Raw genomic sequence first — 14,715 nt, 5'->3', positions numbered from 1 at the left:
CAATAGTTTGACAAGCCCGCCGCAGGACGGGACGATGAGCATCAAAGACGCTCGTTCTGTAATCGATTGCATTGCGCGTCGCCCGACCGGAGCGTTAGGCTCGTGCATCGAACAAATCATCGCCCAGGGAGGGGGTGCCGCGCGGCGCCCCACGGAGGAGGAAACCATGAAAGAGATCAAGGGACCGGCCATCTTCCTCGCCCAATTCGCCGGCGACGCCCCGCCCTTCAACAGTCTCGACTCGATCGCCGGCTGGGCCGCCGGCCTCGGCTACAAGGGCGTGCAGATCCCGTCCTGGGACGGCCGGCTGTTCGATTTGAAGCGCGCGGCCGAGAGCCAGGATTATTGCGACGAGGTGCTGGGCACGCTGAACCAGCACGGCCTGGCCCTGAGCGAGCTGTCGACTCATCTGCAGGGCCAGCTGGTCGCCGTGCACCCGGCCTATGACGAGGCCTTCGACGGCTTCGCGGCGCCGGAGGTGCGCGGCGACCCGAAGGCGCGGCAGGAATGGGCGGTGCAGCAGCTGCGCTACGCCGCCCAGGCGTCGCGGCGCCTCGGCCTGAAGGCCCACGCCACCTTCTCCGGCGCGCTGGCCTGGCCCTATGTCTACCCGTGGCCGCAGCGCCCGGCCGGGCTGGTCGAGACCGCCTTCGACGAGCTGGCGCGGCGCTGGACGCCGATCCTGAACGCCTTCGACGAGGCCGGGGTTGATCTCTGCTACGAGATCCATCCCGGCGAGGACCTGTTCGACGGCCGCACCTTCGAGATGTTCCTCGAGCGGGTCGGCAACCACCCGCGCTGCAACATCCTGTACGACCCGAGCCACTTCGTGCTGCAGCAGCTCGACTATCTCGGCTTCATCGACCGCTACCATGAGCGGATCCGCGCCTTCCATGTGAAAGACGCCGAGTTCAACCCGACCGCCAGCCAGGGCGTCTATTCCGGCTTCGCCTCCTGGGCCGACCGGGCCGGCCGCTTCCGCTCGCTCGGCGACGGCCATGTCGATTTCGGCGGCATCTTCTCGAAGCTGACGCAGTATGGCTTCGACGGCTGGGCGGTGCTGGAGTGGGAGTGCTGCATCAAGCATCCCGAGCAGGGCGCGGCCGAGGGTGCCCCGTTCATCGCCGCGCATCTGATCCGCGTCACCGAGCGCGCCTTCGACGATTTCGCCTCCGGCGGCACCGACGAGGCGGCCAACCGCCGCCTGCTGGGTATCGACCGGTAAGCCGTAGAACAGGGAGGACAAGCATGGTTTCCGGAACCGCGGAACGGGCGCCCAGCCGGCGCCTGCGCCTGGGCATGATCGGCGGCGGCCGCGACGCCTTCATCGGCGCGGTGCACCGCCTGGCGGCGCGGATGGACGACCGCTGGGAGTTCGTGGCCGGGGCGCTGTCGAGCGACCCGCAGAAGGCCCTGGCCTCGGCCGCCGATTTGCGGCTCGACCCCGCCCGCGCCTATCCGAGCTGGCAAGCGATGCTGGCGGGCGAGACGACGCTGCGCGACGGCGGCGGCCCGGCGATCGACGCCGTCGCCATCGTCACCCCCAACCACGTCCACCATGGCCCGGCCAAGGCCTTCCTCGAGGCCGGCTTCCACGTCGTCTGCGACAAGCCGATGACCACGACGGTGGCCGATGCCGAGGATCTGGCGGCGGCGGTGCAGACGAGCGGCCAGGTCTTCGCCCTGACCCACAACTACACCGGCTATCCGATGATCCGGCAGGCCCGGGCGATGGTGGCCGAGGGCGCGCTGGGCAGGATCCGGCTGGTCGAGGCCGAATACGCCCAGGACTGGCTGGCGACCAAGACCGAGGACACCGGCAGCAAGCAGGCGGAGTGGCGGGTCGACCCCGCGCGCAGCGGCCCGGCCGGCTGCGTCGGCGACATCGGCACCCACGCCTACAACCTGGCGAGCTTCGTCACCGGCGAGGCCGCCGACTCGCTGGCCGCCGACCTGCAGAGCTTCGTCCCCGGCCGGCGCCTGGACGACAACGCCCACATCCTGCTGCGCTACGCCAGCGGCGCCCGCGGCATGATCTGGGCCAGCCAGGTGGCCAGCGGCAACGAGAACGGGCTGCGCCTGCGCGTCTATGGCGAGAAGGCCGGGCTGGAATGGGCCCAGGAGAACCCGAACACTCTGACCTTCATGCCGCTGGGCGAGCCGCATCGCCGCCTGACCCGCGGCGGCCCCGGCAGCGGCCCGGCCGCCGCCCACGCCACCCGCGTGCCGCCCGGCCATCCCGAGGGCTATCTGGAATGCTTCGCCCAGATCTACAGCGACACGGCGGAGCAGATCCTGGCCCGGCTGGACAAGCGCGACCCGGCGCCGGACAGCCTGCTGGTGCCGACCGTGGCGGACGGCCTGGCCGGGGTCCGCTTCATCGCCGCCTGCGTGGCCTCGTCGCAGCAGGACGCGGCCTGGACGAAGATCTGAGGCTGGCGCCGGCCGCACAGGCGCGGCTAGGGTGCGCCACCTTCACTCCATCGAAAGAGCCGCCACCATGAAGATCAGCGCCCGCAACCAGCTCAAGGGCACCATCGTCGAGGTCACCAAGGGCCAGACCACCGCGCATGTCCGCATCGACATCGGCGGCGGCGTCATCGTCACCTCCTCGATCACCAACCAGGCGGTCGATTCGCTCGGCCTCAAGGCCGGCCAGGCCGCCTATGCGGTGATCAAGGCCTCCGACGTCATGGTCGCGATCGACTGATCGCCACGGGGCCGGGTCCGGCTGCCACAAACCCGGCCCCGGCCGCTGCGGTCACCGCCGCCGGTCGAGGACGCGGAGCTCCTGCCACATCCAGGTGAAGTCGTAGCTCGCCATCGTCTCGTCGGGGTTCCGGTGGCCCTGGTTCTCGAGATATTTCAGCCAGGCGACCACCTTCTCCTTGCCCTTGGCGGTCCGCACCGCCGCGCGCGGGGAGACGCCGCCCAGCATCTTGATGGGCAGGTCGAGCGTCTCGCGATAGTGCGCGTCCAGCGTATCGCGCACGATCCGGGCCTTGTCTTCGGGCGACAGGCCGCTCGGTGCCGGAGACTCGCTGGCCGATTCCGCCATCGCCTGGTCGGCAGTCTGGATCTCCGTGAGCGGCGGCCGGACCAGATCGCCGAGACAGGCCGTGAGGATGGCTATTCCACGCTCCGACCGCGGCCTGGAATTCGTCGTCAGCACGACCGCGCCATCGACGATCTCGACATTGCCGAGCACCAGTTCCCCGCTGTCGAGCATGGTCGACAGGGTCTCCGCGTCAGTCTCTTCCGCCGTCTGGGCGTCGCCGGCGTCCTCGGCCGGCGCCTCGCGGATCCAGTTCCAGAAGGTCTCGCTCGCCTCGAAGAAATCCGGGACCTGGCGCAGGCGGTCCCGGATCGCCTCGGCCGTGGTCCCACGAACCCATGGATAGCGCGTCTTGCAGAAGACGATCTCATCCCCGTCGTGGTTGACGAGCTTCGGCCGCTCGAGCCCGAGGATGCGCGGCAGCCAGTGGGTCAGCCAGACGCCGGAGAACACCGGCGCCGAATTCATCAGGACGATCAGCGCCGCCGCCTCCCGCTCGCCCGCCTCGGGCAGGGATTCGCCCGCGCCCTTGGCGATCTTCCGGATCTCCTTCCGCATCCGCTTCAGCCCCCTCCCGAGGGCTTCCTGCAGCCGGTCCGCACCCGCGGCGTCGAACGGCAGCACGCCGCCGCCGATGACGGTCTTGCCGTTGTATTCGACCACCCGCGCCCCGAGCCTGTCCCAGGGCTGCAGCATGCGGCTCGCGCTGCGCTCGCTGACGCGGACCGGCTCGCCGCCCCGGATCAGGTCGCGGGCGAGGAAGGATTCGCCGGGGACGATGTCGCTGACCTCGTAGAGGCTCATCACCGAGGCCCCGAGCGCCTGCATGTAGCGCTTGACCGGAACCGGCTCCTTCCAGCCGCGGCGTTTGAGGTAGTCGGCAACGGCCGTCTGCCCGTCCGAGGCGCGGCTGCGGTTCAGGAAATCCTCGAAGGCGCACCCCCAAAGATTCATGAAGTGCTGCTCGCCGATGATCCTGGAGAGCTCGTCGGGTTCGAGATCATGCGCTTCGCAGCCCGCCTCGATGTGGTCCCAGAAGACGTCCTTCCACATCCCCTCCCACTCGTCGCGCTGCGCCCATTTGATCAGGCCCGAGATGTCGACGCCGGTCGCCATGGGGAACTCCCTCATCAGCCGCTCAAAGCCCCGGTAGCATGCGAAGTCATCGGTTTCCACCCCCCGATCTCGATCCACCGGCCCGGTTGCGTCGCGGCCGCCGCTGTGGTTCGGTGCCGGCGATCCTGATCCCCAGACCAGAGAGCCGAGCCGATGAGCGCCTTCAAGACCCTCGACGACGTGGATGTGCGCGGCAAGACCGTGCTGGTGCGCGGCGACCTGAACGTGCCGGTCGAGGACGGCCATGTCAGCGACACCACCCGCCTGGACCGGCTGGCCCCGACCATCGACGAGATCGCCGACAAGGGCGGCCGGGTCGTGCTGCTGTCGCATTTCGGCCGGCCCAAGGGCGTGACTCCCGAATTCAGCCTGAAGACCATCGTGCTGCCGGCCTTGGAAGAGGTGCTGGAGCGGCCGGTGGCCTTCGCCGAGGACTGCGTCGGGCCGGCGGCCGAGGCGGCGGTCAAGGCGCTGAAGGACGGCCAGATCCTGCTGTTGGAGAATGTCCGCTTCCATCCGGAGGAGGAGAAGAACGACCCGGCCTTCGCCAAGGCCCTGGCGTCGCTCGGCGATCTCTACGTCAACGACGCCTTCTCTACCGCGCACCGCGCCCATACCTCGACCGAGGGCATCACCCATCACCTGCCCGCCTATGCCGGGCGGCTGATGCAGGCCGAGCTGGAGGCGCTGTCGGCCGCCCTCGAAGCCCCGAAGCGCCCGGTGCTGGCGATCGTCGGCGGCGCCAAGATCTCGACCAAGCTGGACCTGCTCGGCAACCTGGTCGCCAAGGTCGACCGGCTCGTCCTCGGCGGCGGCATGGCCAACACCTTCCTGGCCGCCCAGGGCGTGAATGTCGGCAAGAGCCTGTGCGAGCACGACATGGCCGACGCCGTGCACACCATCCTCGGCAAGGCCAAGGCGGCCGGCTGCGAGATCGTGCTGCCGGTCGACGGCGTGGTCGCCCACGAATTCAAGGCCGACGCACCGCATCAGGCGGTCGACAATTCGGCCATCCCGGCCGATGCCATGCTGCTGGATATCGGGCCGAAATCCGTGGCGAATCTGAAGGCGGTGCTGGCCGAGACCAAGACCGTGGTCTGGAACGGCCCCCTCGGTGTCTTCGAAAAGCGCCCCTTCGATGCCGGCACGGTCGCGGTGGCCCGAGCCGCCGCGGACCTGACCCAGGCCGGCAAGCTCCTGACTGTGGCCGGCGGCGGCGACACCGTCGCCGCCCTGGCCCATGCCGGGGTCGAGGACCGCTTCTCCTACATCTCCACCGCCGGCGGCGCCTTCCTGGAATGGCTCGAGGGCAAGGACCTGCCGGGCGTCGCCGCGCTGAAGCGCTGACGGCACCGGGAAGGGGCCTTCCCTTCGGATCGGCCGGGAGAACGCCGGATGGCACTGGTTCTGGCCGAATGGGGCATGGCGGGCGTCGAAGCCTTGCGGGACCGGGTCGCGGTGCTGGTCATCGTCGACGTCCTGTCGTTCTCGACCGCCGTCGACGTGGCGGTGTCGAGGGGCGCGGCGGTCCTCCCCTTTCCCCATGGCGACGACTCTGCCGCCCGGCTGGCGGCGGAGCGCGCCGGCGCGGTGCTGGCGCGGCCGCGGCGGGCGGCCGGCGGTCAGCTCAGCCTGTCGCCGGTCAGCCTGCTGGAGATCCCGGCCGGGACCAGGCTGATGCTGCCCTCCCCCAACGGCTCGCGGCTGTCGCTGGCCGGCGGCGGCACGCCGGTGCTGGCGGGCTGCCTGAGGAACGCCGCCGCCGTGGCCCGGGCCGCGCGGGGGCTGGCCCAGGGCGCCAACATCGGCGTCGTTCCCGCCGGCGAGCGCTGGCCGGATGGCGGCCTCCGTCCCGCGATCGAGGATCTGCTGGGCGCCGGCGCCGTCATCGATGCGCTGGCGCTGCCCTGTTCGCCCGAGGCGCAGGTGGCGCGGGACGCCTGGCGCACGGCCAGCGCCGATCTGCCCCGCCTGATCCGGGCCTCGGTGTCCGGCCGCGAGCTGGTCGATGCCGGCTTTCCCCGCGACGTCGACCTTGCCCTGGACCAAGGGGTGAGCTCGTTTGCGCCTCTGCTGGTCGACGGCGCTTACCAGGCCGCCTGAAGGTCGCTATTGGGCGGAAAGCGGTCAGCGGATGTGTTTGGTCATTCTCGATCCAGGCTTGTTCTCACGCCTTGATCAGATCGTCGACGAATACCTGGAAGAGGGTTTCGCCGTCGACAGCCTCGACGAATACGGGAGCCGCTATGTCGACCTCGGCGACCTCTCGTCCCGATTGATCTCGGATGCGGGAAACGACGGTGCAAGGAATGCTCCCCTGTTGAGGATAGCTGCTGTTTTGGTCGAGTTGCGCATCGGAGACGATCGGAAGCTTCTCGATGATCATCCAATCTCGGCCGGATCGGTCGGTGAACCTGCATTCGACGAAACCGGGCTGGTGGTCATCCACCCAACGAATGATCTGGACACGGATGGCGGTCATGATCCCCGGCTCCACGAGAGCGGATATCTCACAAAGATGCCGTCTTCTCCGGTCGCCCGCATAGGGTCGAGTGCGGTCTATCCGGGTCAGAATGCGTGGCGGGCCGCACAGGCGAAGCGGCATCATGCCAAGCCAGCCGTCCGGGTATGCCAATTCGCATCCGCTCCATAGCGCGGACCCTCGGCACATTCGTGTCTGCTGCCGCCCGAACGCCGCGGATTCCCTGACGAACCGGTGGTTAACGCAATGTTCATTGCGTTAACCGGCGACTCTCGTTCATGATACGTTCTATGGACATGGTGCAATCCGATTCCGACGAGATCAAGCCGACCGATCCCGACATGAAATGGACGGGGTGGGCGCTGGACAAGCTGCGCGAGATCGTCGACCTGGACATCAGCACCAAGCGGGCGACCGTGCGGGAGCAGTCGCAGATCCTGCGGGGGTCGGAAATGCCGGACTACCCGCTGATGCAGTCGCGGCTCTCCCGGTCGGTGCGGCTGTCGATCGCCATGACCGAGCGGATCCGCGCCGACTATCTGATGCGCCGGGCCGGGCGGAAGGAATCGGGCGAGCAGGAGCGCCGCCGGCGGCGGCGGGAGCAGGCCGCCGAGGCCGCGGTCAAGGCAGTGGCGGCGCCCGACGAGGTCGAGGACGTCGAACGCGTGCGGTCCATCGTCCGTGAGACGCTGGTCGAGGACGAGATCCTGGACGTGCAGCTGGACACCTTGTCGCCGGAGGAGTTCGTGCGCGAGGTGTGCCGCAAGATCGGCCGCCCGCCGGACCCCGCCTGGCTGCCCCAAGGCTGGGACGACGTCGCCGAGGCGAGGGACGTTCCGCCGGCAGAAACCGCCGAGGCTATTGCTGATCGCAGGCCCGCAGAGGACTGGTCCATCGAGTTGGATGAGTCCGCCGACGGCCGACCCTTGCCGCAGCCGTCGACGCCGGACAGCAGCTAAGTACCGAGTTAGGTTGGGTTCGCATGGCGAACCCAACATCTCGCCGCGCCTCTGTTGGGTTCGCTTGCCGCGAACCCAACCTACGAAGCCATTCACCAGCCGGCCCAGCTCTCCACTCCCCTTGCGGGAGGGGGAAGGGGTCTGCACGCGTCCGCGCGTTTCCCCTGCCCTACCGCAGCCCCGGCAGCGCCGCGGCGATCGGCTCCAGCATCGCCCGGCCGAGGCGGGCGCTGCGCTGCGGCGACCAGCCGGTGCGGGCGTCCGGCGCATCGACCTGGTCCTTGAACGGCATCTCCAGCAGGACGGTGAGGCAACCGAAGCGCTCGGCGATCCAGTTCCAGGCCATGCGCAGATCGGCCTCGGCCGGCGGCCCGCCCGGATAGGGGTGGCAGCGGTCGTAGTCCGGGCTCGCCGTCTCCAGCCCGCGCATGAACGCGACAAAGCGCCGGCGCAGCGCCGGGCTGCGCGACGGGATCTCCAGCGGCCCGCCGAGGAAATTGTAAGGCAGTTCCTCGTCGCCATGGATGTCGAGGCAGAAATCGACACCATCCGCCTCCATCGCACCGCGGATCGCCGCCACCTCCGGCGCATCGGTCGCCGCCGGGTCGGCCCAGGCGCGGTTCAGGTTCATGCCCAGCGCGTTGGTGCGGGTGTGGCCGCGGGTGCAGCCATCCGGGTTGGCGGTCGGCACGATGTGGATCACCGCCGCCTCGCGCAGCTTGGCGGCCAACGGGTCGGCCGGATCGAGCAGCCGGCCCACCAGCCCCTCCAGGAACCAGCCGCCCATGGTCTCGGACGGGTGCTGCCGCGCCATGATCCACAGCCGCGGTTTGCCCTGCCCCGGCCGGCCGATGGTCAGCCGGTCGATCGGGTGCCCGTCCGGCGTCCGGCCCAGCACGTCATGCGCCACCCGCGGCGCCTGCCGGGCGCGGTCGACCAGCGCCCGGTGCCGCGCCAGCGGATAGGGCGCGAAATAGGCGTAGTCGACGGCGTCGTGCCGCGGCCGGTCGACGATCGAGAACACGCCGTCCTTGGTGTCCGCCCCGACCCGCAGCCACTCCGTGCCGTCGGCCGAGGCGACGGCGCGATAGCCGGTCCAGCAATCCGGGATCTCGTCCCGACCGGCCAGCCGCGCCAGCCGATCCGAGTTCTCGAAGGTCATGCGGCAGTCCCGGCCGCGGGCGCCGTGCAGCCGGAAGTGGAACCACTGCATGTCCGGCGCCCGGCCGTCGGGCTTCAGTGCCAGCCGGATCGCGCCGGGATCGCGGCATTCCAGCACATCGACGCTGCCGCCCTCGAAATCGGTGGTGATCCGCAGATCCGGCATCGGTGCGCGCGGTGCCTACTTCATCGCCGCGGCGATGAAGTCGCCGGTCTTGGCGATCAGCTCGTCCACCATCGCGGTGCCTTCGAAGGCGTTGAAGACATGGTCCATCGGCCGCACCCAAAGCTCCTCCGGCCCGTCATGGTTGTCGAGCAGCACCTGGCCCGCGATCGGCTGCGGGAAGACCACGTCGTCCTTGGTGCCGACCGCGACCAGCAGCGGCCCCTTGTAGCGGGCGATCTCGGCCACCGGGTCGATCGCGTAAAGGCTCTGGAAGAAGCCGCTCTTGAGCGACACCTCGGCCCCCCAGGGCAGCTTCGCCGTGACCGGCCGGTCGCCGCTGGCCAGCCCCTGCCGGACGATGTCCGGCCCGAACAGCAAGGCGATCGACGCCGGCATGTTGCTGCCCGGCGCCCAGAGCGAGACCGAGGTCAGCTTCTGCTTGGTGCGGCCGGCGACGATGGCGCCGACCGCCCCGCCCATGCTCCAGCCGACCAGGGCGATGCGGTCCTTGTCGACCCCGCCTTCGCCGGCGAGGAACTCCAGCGCGGCCAGCGCGTCCTTGACCTGCCCGTCCAGCGTCATGTCGGCGAAGGCGCCCTCGCTGTCGCCATTGCCGCGGAAGTCGATGCGCAAGCTGGCGATGCCCCGGCCCGCCCAGATCCGTGCGGCCCGGCGGAAGATGCCCTCCTTCACCGCCGGGATCTCCAGCTCGTCCCGGCTGCCGGTGAAGCCGTGCAGCAGCAGCACGGCCGGCGGCGAGGCGACGCCGTCCGGCAGCGCCAGGGTGCCGACCACGGTCTGACCGTCGACCTTGAACTCCACATTCTTCTCGGCCGCCAGCCCGGCCGCCGGGGCCGAGACCACGCCGAACAGGGCTATCGCCATCAACACCATCCTCGACATGAGTCTCGATCCTCCACTGTGGTCCTTGCCGACTGGCGACTGCCGCTATTGCGGCGTCGGCCGCATCACGCCATCGGGGCCGCGGCGCAGCGGCGCGGTCTGCTTCGGCAGCGGCGCGCCGGGCGCCTCGGCGATGGTGACGCCATGCGGCCAGTCGGCCGGGGCGATGGCGATGTAGCGGGCATAGCCGCCGGTGCCGCCCAGCGGCTTGGCGAAGCCGATGGTGATCAGCGCCCCGGCCTCCGGCACCTGGTCCAGATTGGCCACGCCCTCGGCCTGGGTGAAGTGGTTGTGCATCAGCCAGGCCTCGCCCTCCAGCGTCGGCGTGGCATCGGTGTCCAGCGGCTCATGGCCGTGGAACAGGATGCGGCGCTCGAGATGCAGGAATTTCAGCGCGTCCAGCGACACGCCGGGGAACGGCTTGTCGTTGAAATGGGCCACGTCGCCCCATTTCTTCGACCAGTCGGTGCGGACCATGACCACGCTGCCTTCGGGCACGGTGCCGTGCTTGGCCTCCCAGGCCGTGACGTCGTCCACGGTCATGGCGTAGCCCGCATCCTTCGCCACCTTCTCGTGGATGTCGATCAGCACCAGCGGCCGCACCGCGAAGGTCGGCGGCAGGTCGCTGATGGTGGCGCCGAACTCGTCCCAATGCGCCGGCGGGTCCAGCTGGGTGCCGTACTGGTCGGTCGGCAGCACATAGGCGGTGGCGACGAAGCCGTGCTGGTCGTATTTGAACTCGTCGCCCTCCTTGGCGTAGTCCGGCAGCGGGTTGCCGGCCGCGGCCGATTTGAACTGGGCGTTGTCGAAGCCCGGCCAGACCGGCTGGTCGGGCGCGAAGGCGTGGGTCAGGTCGATGTACTTGGCGCCCTTCAGCGCCGAGTCATAGACGCTCCACAACCCTTCCGCCGCCTGTGCCGCCGGTGCGGCGGCCAGCGTGAGGGACAGGACGGCCGTCGCGGCCGGAATGCGCAGCATGGAAGCCCCCTTCGATGGTTTGCACCGGCGAGCATCGCCCGACCCCGGGCCGGCCTCCAAGCGGTAAGATCGTGCGCCGGCTTGACGCCCCGCCCCGGCCGGCTTATCCCTGGATGGTCCCTGACGGCTCGGAAAGGAGGGTATGACGATGGCTGCGATTGTCCGCGCGTTTCGCGCCCCCCTTCGCTGCGCCGCCGTTCGGACTCCCTGACATCAGGATCTCTTCGGCCGGCGCCTGACAGGCTTCCGATCGAGGATCCGACATTGATCGATCGCTATGGCTGGAGCCAAGCGCTCCAGCAGGATTTCCATCCCCATGCCGCCCGTGGCCTGAGCCCGGCGCGCGTCACCGTGCAGCAGCGCGGCGCCTACCGGCTGGTCACTCCGGCCGGGGAAATGACCGGCCAACTCTCCGGCCGCTTCGCCCACGAGGCGCTGGAGGGCGACTATCCGGTGGCCGGCGACTGGGTGGCGGCAGCGCTGCGCCCGGACGAGGGCAGCGCCACCATCCACCAGCTGCTGCCGCGGCGCAGCGCCTTCACCCGCAAGGCCGCCGGCCCCGGCCGCCCCACCGGCCAGGTGGTCGCCGCCAATGTCGAGGTGGCCTTCCTGGTCACCTCGCTGAACGCCGAGCTCAATGCCCGGCGGATCGAGCGCTATCTGGCCACGGCATGGGAGAGCGGCGCCTCTCCCGTCGTGGTGCTGACCAAGGCCGACCTCTGCGCCGACCGCGATGGCCCGCTGGCCGAGATCGAGGCGGTTGCCCTGGGCGTGCCGGTCCATGTCGTCTCCGCCGTCACCGGCGAGGGCGTCGACGGCCTGCGCGACAGCTTCGCCCCGGGCCAGACGGCGGTGCTGCTGGGCAGCTCGGGCGTCGGCAAATCCAGCCTGGTCAATGCCCTGGCGGGAACCGAGCTGATGGCGACGGGGGGCATCCGCGAGGACGACGCCCGCGGCCGCCACACCACCACCCATCGTGAGCTGGTGCTGCTGCCGAACGGCCGGCTGGTGCTGGACACGCCGGGCATGCGCGAGCTCGGCCTGTGGGACGCCGAGGGCGGCGTCGCCGCGACCTTCGCCGACATCGAGGCGCTGGCCGCGGCGTGCCGCTTCGCCGATTGCCGGCACGAGGCGGAGCCCGGCTGCGCCGTGCGCGCGGCGCTGGAGGACGGCAGCCTGGACCCGGAGCGCTGGCGCAGCTGGGGCAAGCTGCAGCGCGAGCTGGCGCATCTCGACCGCAAGGAGGACCCGCTGGCCCGGGCCGAGGCGCGCAAGGTCTGGATCCATCGCACCAAGCAGTACCGCGCCGGCAAGAAGCGGGGGGATTGGGAGTGACGCCCTCAGGCCGGGTTCGAGATCTCGATCAGGTTGGCGTCGGGATCGCGCAGATAGACCGAGCGGATCGGCCCGGTCGCCCCGGTGCGGGGCACCGGGCCCTCCTCGATGGCGATGCCGAGGCTGTCGAGATGGGTCACCACCTCCGCCAGCGGCGTCGCGGCGATGAAGCAGAGATCGGCCGATCCGGGCGTCGGCCGCAGCGCCTTCGGCTCGAACTCGCGTCCGGCCTGGTGCAGGTTGATCTTCTGGTCGCCGAAGCGCAGCGCGGTGCGGCCCTGGCCGAAGGTCTCGACGCTCATGCCCAGCGCGCGGGCGTAGAAATCGCAGGTCGCCTCGATGCTGGCCACGGTCAGCACCAGATGGTCGAGATGGTCGATGCGGATCATGCGGTCCTTCTCCTCAGACTGCCGGATGATAGGACGGCGCGCCGGTCAGTCCCAGCGCCCGTCCCGGCGGAAGCGGTCACCGCCCACCTCCAGGGTTCCTTCGGCGACGGTGCCGGTGGCGGTGAAGCCGGAATCATCGGCGAAGAAGATCTCGCCCGGGCCGCGGATCTCCCAGCGGCCGGTATAAGCGCTGCGCCGGGCGCCGCGGGCCTCGTCATAACGGCCGCCGGGCAGCAGCTCGAGCCGGATGTGGCCGTTCTCGGTCACCCACATGCCGACGAGATCGGCTTCGGAGAGGTCGGTGCGTGTCATTTCGATGGCCTGTGCCGGGATGGTCTGGGACTGGGCTTCGGCGGCGGGGGCGGCAAGAACCGCCAGGGCCGCCAGGGCGATATGGGAGAGCGCCATCGCCGCATTCCCTCAATAGGCCTGGGCGGTCGGGCGCACGACCAGCTCGTTGACGTCGATCTCCGGCGGCTGGGCGACGGCGTAGGCGATGGCGCGGGCGATGGCCTCGGCCGGGATCAGCTCGCGGCGGTAATCCTCGATCGCCGCCCGCCGCAGCTCGGGGTCGGAGATGCCGTTGGCCAGCTCCGATTCCGTCGCGCCCGGCGCCACCACCGTGACCCGGATGCCGCCGCCGATCTCCTGCCGCAGCCCCTCGGAGAAGGCGCGCACGGCGTACTTCGTCGCCGAATAGACCGCGGCGGTCGGCACCACCCGCCGGTCGGCGACCGAGGTGACGTTGACGATGTGGCCGGAGCCCTGGGCGAGGAACACCGGCAGGGCCGCGGCGACGCCGTACAGCACACCCTTGAGGTTGACATCGACCATCCGGTCCCATTCGTCGACCTTGAGCTCCGCCACCGGCGACAGCGGCATCACGCCGGCGTTGTTGACGATCACGTCCAGCCGGCCGAACTGCGCCACCGCGGCCTGGACGAAGGCCTCCGCATCCTCGCGGCGGGTGACGTCCAGGCGCTGCAGCGCCACCCGGCCGCCGTCGCGGCGGATCTCGTCGGCCAAGACCTCCAGCCGGTGCAGGCGGCGGGCGCCCAGCATCACCGCGGCGCCGGCCCTGGCGAAATGGCGCGCCACGGCCTCGCCGATGCCGCTCGACGCGCCGGTGACGGCGATGACTTTGCCTTCCATAGGGATCTCCTTCAGCTGCGGCGCCGATCGCCGCTGCCGGGGACCCTATGGCTTGACCCGTCGCGACACGAGCGCATAGTGGACATCATTTTGATGACTGGGAGTCGTGCTCATGGCCTTCGACGGCCGCCTGCTGAGCGGCATCAGCGCCGTGGCTGCGGTGGTCGAGGCCGGCAGCTTCGTGCGGGCCGCCGACAGCCTGGGGCTGACCCAGTCCGGCGTCAGCCGCGCCGTCGCCCGGCTGGAGGCGCGGCTGGGCGTGCGCCTGTTCGACCGCACGCCGCGGGCGATCACGCTGACCGAGGAAGGCCGCCGCTTCTACGACGGGGTGATGCCGCACCTGACCGGCATCGAGGAGCGGGCGGCCGAGGCGTCGGGCGGCGCCACCGCGGTGCGCGGCCGGCTGCGGGTCAATGCCGACGCCGCCTTCGGCCACTCCGTCCTGGCCCCGCGCCTGGCCGGCTTCATGGCGCGCCATCCGGAGATCGAGCTGGAGCTGGTGGTGCGCGACCGCATCGGCGACCTGGTGGCCGAGGGCTTCGACATCGCCCTGCGCTTCGGCGAGCCCGAACCCTCAGGCCTGAACAGCAAGCTGCTGCTGGAGACCCGGGTGCTGACCTGCGCCGCGCCCGACTACGTGGCCCGGCGCGGCCGGCCGCAGCATCCCGACGAGCTGGTGCGGGACGGCCATGAATGCGTGCTGGTCAGGGAAGCCGCCACCGGCCGGCCCTATGAGTGGGAGTTCCGGCGCAAGGCCGAGGTGCTGTCGGTCCCGGTGCGGGGCCGGCTGACGGTGAACGATTCCGGCAGCCTGATCGGCGCCCTGCTGGGCGGACAGGGCATCGGCCAGCCGCTGGAGTTCAGCGTGCGCGACCTGCTGGCCTCCGGCCGGCTGGTCCGGCTGCTGCCCGACTGGTCGGACGAGCGCTTCCCGGTCTACGCCTATCACCGCTCGCGCGGCCTGCCCCCGGCCCGGGTGCGCGCCTTCCTCGACTTCGTCTTCGAGATCACGGTGTAGG

Annotated in this window: 16 protein-coding genes; 8 read left to right on the top strand and 8 right to left on the bottom strand. The window is 70.3% G+C overall.

The window, feature by feature from the left end; all coding sequences use genetic code 11:
* Positions 1 to 166 precede the first annotated feature (166 nt).
* The 3 genes from ACTOWL_RS11675 (at position 167) to ACTOWL_RS11665 (ending at position 2,710) form a co-directional block, all read left to right on the top strand.
* Positions 167 to 1,225 carry a sugar phosphate isomerase/epimerase family protein gene (locus ACTOWL_RS11675; protein ID WP_441321396.1) on the top strand — a complete coding sequence of 353 codons (1,059 nt, stop codon included), beginning with the start codon at positions 167 to 169 and terminating at the stop codon, positions 1,223 to 1,225.
* A gap of 23 nt (positions 1,226 to 1,248) precedes the next feature.
* Positions 1,249 to 2,433: a Gfo/Idh/MocA family protein gene (locus tag ACTOWL_RS11670; RefSeq protein WP_441321395.1), complete on the top strand. Its 1,185-nt coding sequence runs from the start codon at positions 1,249 to 1,251 to the stop codon at positions 2,431 to 2,433.
* A 67-nt stretch (positions 2,434 to 2,500) separates the two neighbouring features.
* Entirely contained in the window at positions 2,501 to 2,710 is a 210-nt protein-coding gene (locus ACTOWL_RS11665) for a TOBE domain-containing protein (RefSeq protein WP_441321394.1), read from the top strand.
* A 51-nt stretch (positions 2,711 to 2,761) separates the two neighbouring features.
* On the opposite strand, the gene ACTOWL_RS11660 is transcribed toward ACTOWL_RS11665, so the two are convergent.
* Complete coding sequence (locus ACTOWL_RS11660; protein WP_441321393.1) at positions 2,762 to 4,417, bottom strand: hypothetical protein; 1,656 nt, start codon at positions 4,415 to 4,417, stop codon at positions 2,762 to 2,764.
* Between ACTOWL_RS11660 and ACTOWL_RS11655 the strand changes: the two genes are divergently transcribed.
* Complete coding sequence (locus ACTOWL_RS11655) at positions 4,325 to 5,518, top strand: phosphoglycerate kinase (RefSeq protein WP_441321392.1); 1,194 nt, start codon at positions 4,325 to 4,327, stop codon at positions 5,516 to 5,518. The genes ACTOWL_RS11660 and ACTOWL_RS11655 overlap by 93 nt on opposite strands.
* A gap of 48 nt (positions 5,519 to 5,566) precedes the next feature.
* The gene (locus ACTOWL_RS11650) at positions 5,567 to 6,274 is read left to right on the top strand and encodes a 2-phosphosulfolactate phosphatase (protein ID WP_441321391.1); all 708 of its coding nucleotides are present in this window, start codon (positions 5,567 to 5,569) and stop codon (positions 6,272 to 6,274) included.
* 64 nt (positions 6,275 to 6,338) lie between these two features.
* Here ACTOWL_RS11650 and ACTOWL_RS11645 read toward each other — a convergent pair whose 3' ends face one another.
* The gene (locus ACTOWL_RS11645; RefSeq protein WP_441321390.1) at positions 6,339 to 6,653 is read right to left on the bottom strand and encodes a hypothetical protein; all 315 of its coding nucleotides are present in this window, start codon (positions 6,651 to 6,653) and stop codon (positions 6,339 to 6,341) included.
* A 278-nt stretch (positions 6,654 to 6,931) separates the two neighbouring features.
* Between ACTOWL_RS11645 and ACTOWL_RS11640 the strand changes: the two genes are divergently transcribed.
* Positions 6,932 to 7,612 carry a hypothetical protein gene (locus ACTOWL_RS11640; RefSeq protein WP_441321389.1) on the top strand — a complete coding sequence of 227 codons (681 nt, stop codon included), beginning with the start codon at positions 6,932 to 6,934 and terminating at the stop codon, positions 7,610 to 7,612.
* 169 nt (positions 7,613 to 7,781) lie between these two features.
* Here the strand turns inward: ACTOWL_RS11640 and ACTOWL_RS11635 are convergent, their stop codons facing one another.
* From ACTOWL_RS11635 to ACTOWL_RS11625, 3 genes are all read right to left on the bottom strand, one after another.
* Entirely contained in the window at positions 7,782 to 8,939 is a 1,158-nt protein-coding gene (locus tag ACTOWL_RS11635) for a M14 family metallopeptidase (RefSeq protein ID WP_441321388.1), read from the bottom strand.
* Between the two features lie 15 nt (positions 8,940 to 8,954).
* Positions 8,955 to 9,824 (bottom strand): alpha/beta hydrolase family protein, encoded by an 870-nt coding sequence (locus tag ACTOWL_RS11630; protein WP_441321387.1) that lies wholly within the window; start codon positions 9,822 to 9,824, stop codon positions 8,955 to 8,957.
* Between the two features lie 63 nt (positions 9,825 to 9,887).
* Positions 9,888 to 10,820, bottom strand: coding sequence for a cyclase family protein (locus tag ACTOWL_RS11625; RefSeq protein WP_441321386.1), 933 nt, complete (start codon positions 10,818 to 10,820; stop codon positions 9,888 to 9,890).
* Positions 10,821 to 11,084: 264 nt separating this feature from the next.
* Here ACTOWL_RS11625 and rsgA point away from each other — a divergent pair, with 264 nt between their 5' ends.
* The gene (rsgA, locus tag ACTOWL_RS11620; protein WP_441321385.1) at positions 11,085 to 12,155 is read left to right on the top strand and encodes a ribosome small subunit-dependent GTPase A; all 1,071 of its coding nucleotides are present in this window, start codon (positions 11,085 to 11,087) and stop codon (positions 12,153 to 12,155) included.
* Positions 12,156 to 12,160: 5 nt separating this feature from the next.
* On the opposite strand, the gene ACTOWL_RS11615 is transcribed toward rsgA, so the two are convergent.
* The 3 genes from ACTOWL_RS11615 to ACTOWL_RS11605 are packed head-to-tail and all read right to left on the bottom strand — an operon-like array spanning position 12,161 to position 13,696.
* Positions 12,161 to 12,544 carry a VOC family protein gene (locus ACTOWL_RS11615; RefSeq protein ID WP_441321384.1) on the bottom strand — a complete coding sequence of 128 codons (384 nt, stop codon included), beginning with the start codon at positions 12,542 to 12,544 and terminating at the stop codon, positions 12,161 to 12,163.
* Between the two features lie 45 nt (positions 12,545 to 12,589).
* Positions 12,590 to 12,952 (bottom strand): Atu4866 domain-containing protein, encoded by a 363-nt coding sequence (locus ACTOWL_RS11610; RefSeq protein WP_441321383.1) that lies wholly within the window; start codon positions 12,950 to 12,952, stop codon positions 12,590 to 12,592.
* Positions 12,953 to 12,964: 12 nt separating this feature from the next.
* Positions 12,965 to 13,696, bottom strand: coding sequence for an SDR family oxidoreductase (locus ACTOWL_RS11605; RefSeq protein ID WP_441321382.1), 732 nt, complete (start codon positions 13,694 to 13,696; stop codon positions 12,965 to 12,967).
* Positions 13,697 to 13,808: 112 nt separating this feature from the next.
* Between ACTOWL_RS11605 and ACTOWL_RS11600 the strand changes: the two genes are divergently transcribed.
* Positions 13,809 to 14,714 carry a LysR family transcriptional regulator gene (locus ACTOWL_RS11600; RefSeq protein WP_441321381.1) on the top strand — a complete coding sequence of 302 codons (906 nt, stop codon included), beginning with the start codon at positions 13,809 to 13,811 and terminating at the stop codon, positions 14,712 to 14,714.
* Position 14,715 lies beyond the last annotated feature (1 nt).

Origin of the sequence: Inquilinus sp. CA228, from assembly GCF_052078665.1 — a bacterium.
In the GTDB taxonomy this organism is placed as follows: Bacteria; Pseudomonadota; Alphaproteobacteria; order DSM-16000; family Inquilinaceae; genus Inquilinus.
The sequence above is the reverse complement of the archived record's forward strand: the minus strand, read 5'-3'. Positions and strand labels throughout refer to the sequence as shown.

Coding starts and splice junctions, on each gene's coding strand:
- ACTOWL_RS11630 (WP_441321387.1), bottom strand. CDS start 9,824: ATGGCGATAGCCCTGTTCGGCGTGGTCTCGGCCCCGGCGGCCGGGCTG.
- ACTOWL_RS11660 (WP_441321393.1), bottom strand. CDS start 4,417: ATGGCCGTCCTCGACCGGCACGTTCAGGTCGCCGCGCACCAGCACGGT.
- ACTOWL_RS11605 (WP_441321382.1), bottom strand. CDS start 13,696: ATGGAAGGCAAAGTCATCGCCGTCACCGGCGCGTCGAGCGGCATCGGC.
- ACTOWL_RS11615 (WP_441321384.1), bottom strand. CDS start 12,544: ATGATCCGCATCGACCATCTCGACCATCTGGTGCTGACCGTGGCCAGC.
- ACTOWL_RS11655 (WP_441321392.1), top strand. CDS start 4,325: ATGAGCGCCTTCAAGACCCTCGACGACGTGGATGTGCGCGGCAAGACC.
- ACTOWL_RS11625 (WP_441321386.1), bottom strand. CDS start 10,820: ATGCTGCGCATTCCGGCCGCGACGGCCGTCCTGTCCCTCACGCTGGCC.
- ACTOWL_RS11610 (WP_441321383.1), bottom strand. CDS start 12,952: ATGGCGCTCTCCCATATCGCCCTGGCGGCCCTGGCGGTTCTTGCCGCC.
- ACTOWL_RS11645 (WP_441321390.1), bottom strand. CDS start 6,653: ATGACCGCCATCCGTGTCCAGATCATTCGTTGGGTGGATGACCACCAG.
- ACTOWL_RS11675 (WP_441321396.1), top strand. CDS start 167: ATGAAAGAGATCAAGGGACCGGCCATCTTCCTCGCCCAATTCGCCGGC.
- ACTOWL_RS11670 (WP_441321395.1), top strand. CDS start 1,249: ATGGTTTCCGGAACCGCGGAACGGGCGCCCAGCCGGCGCCTGCGCCTG.
- ACTOWL_RS11600 (WP_441321381.1), top strand. CDS start 13,809: ATGGCCTTCGACGGCCGCCTGCTGAGCGGCATCAGCGCCGTGGCTGCG.
- ACTOWL_RS11665 (WP_441321394.1), top strand. CDS start 2,501: ATGAAGATCAGCGCCCGCAACCAGCTCAAGGGCACCATCGTCGAGGTC.
- ACTOWL_RS11635 (WP_441321388.1), bottom strand. CDS start 8,939: ATGCCGGATCTGCGGATCACCACCGATTTCGAGGGCGGCAGCGTCGAT.
- ACTOWL_RS11640 (WP_441321389.1), top strand. CDS start 6,932: ATGATACGTTCTATGGACATGGTGCAATCCGATTCCGACGAGATCAAG.
- ACTOWL_RS11650 (WP_441321391.1), top strand. CDS start 5,567: ATGGCACTGGTTCTGGCCGAATGGGGCATGGCGGGCGTCGAAGCCTTG.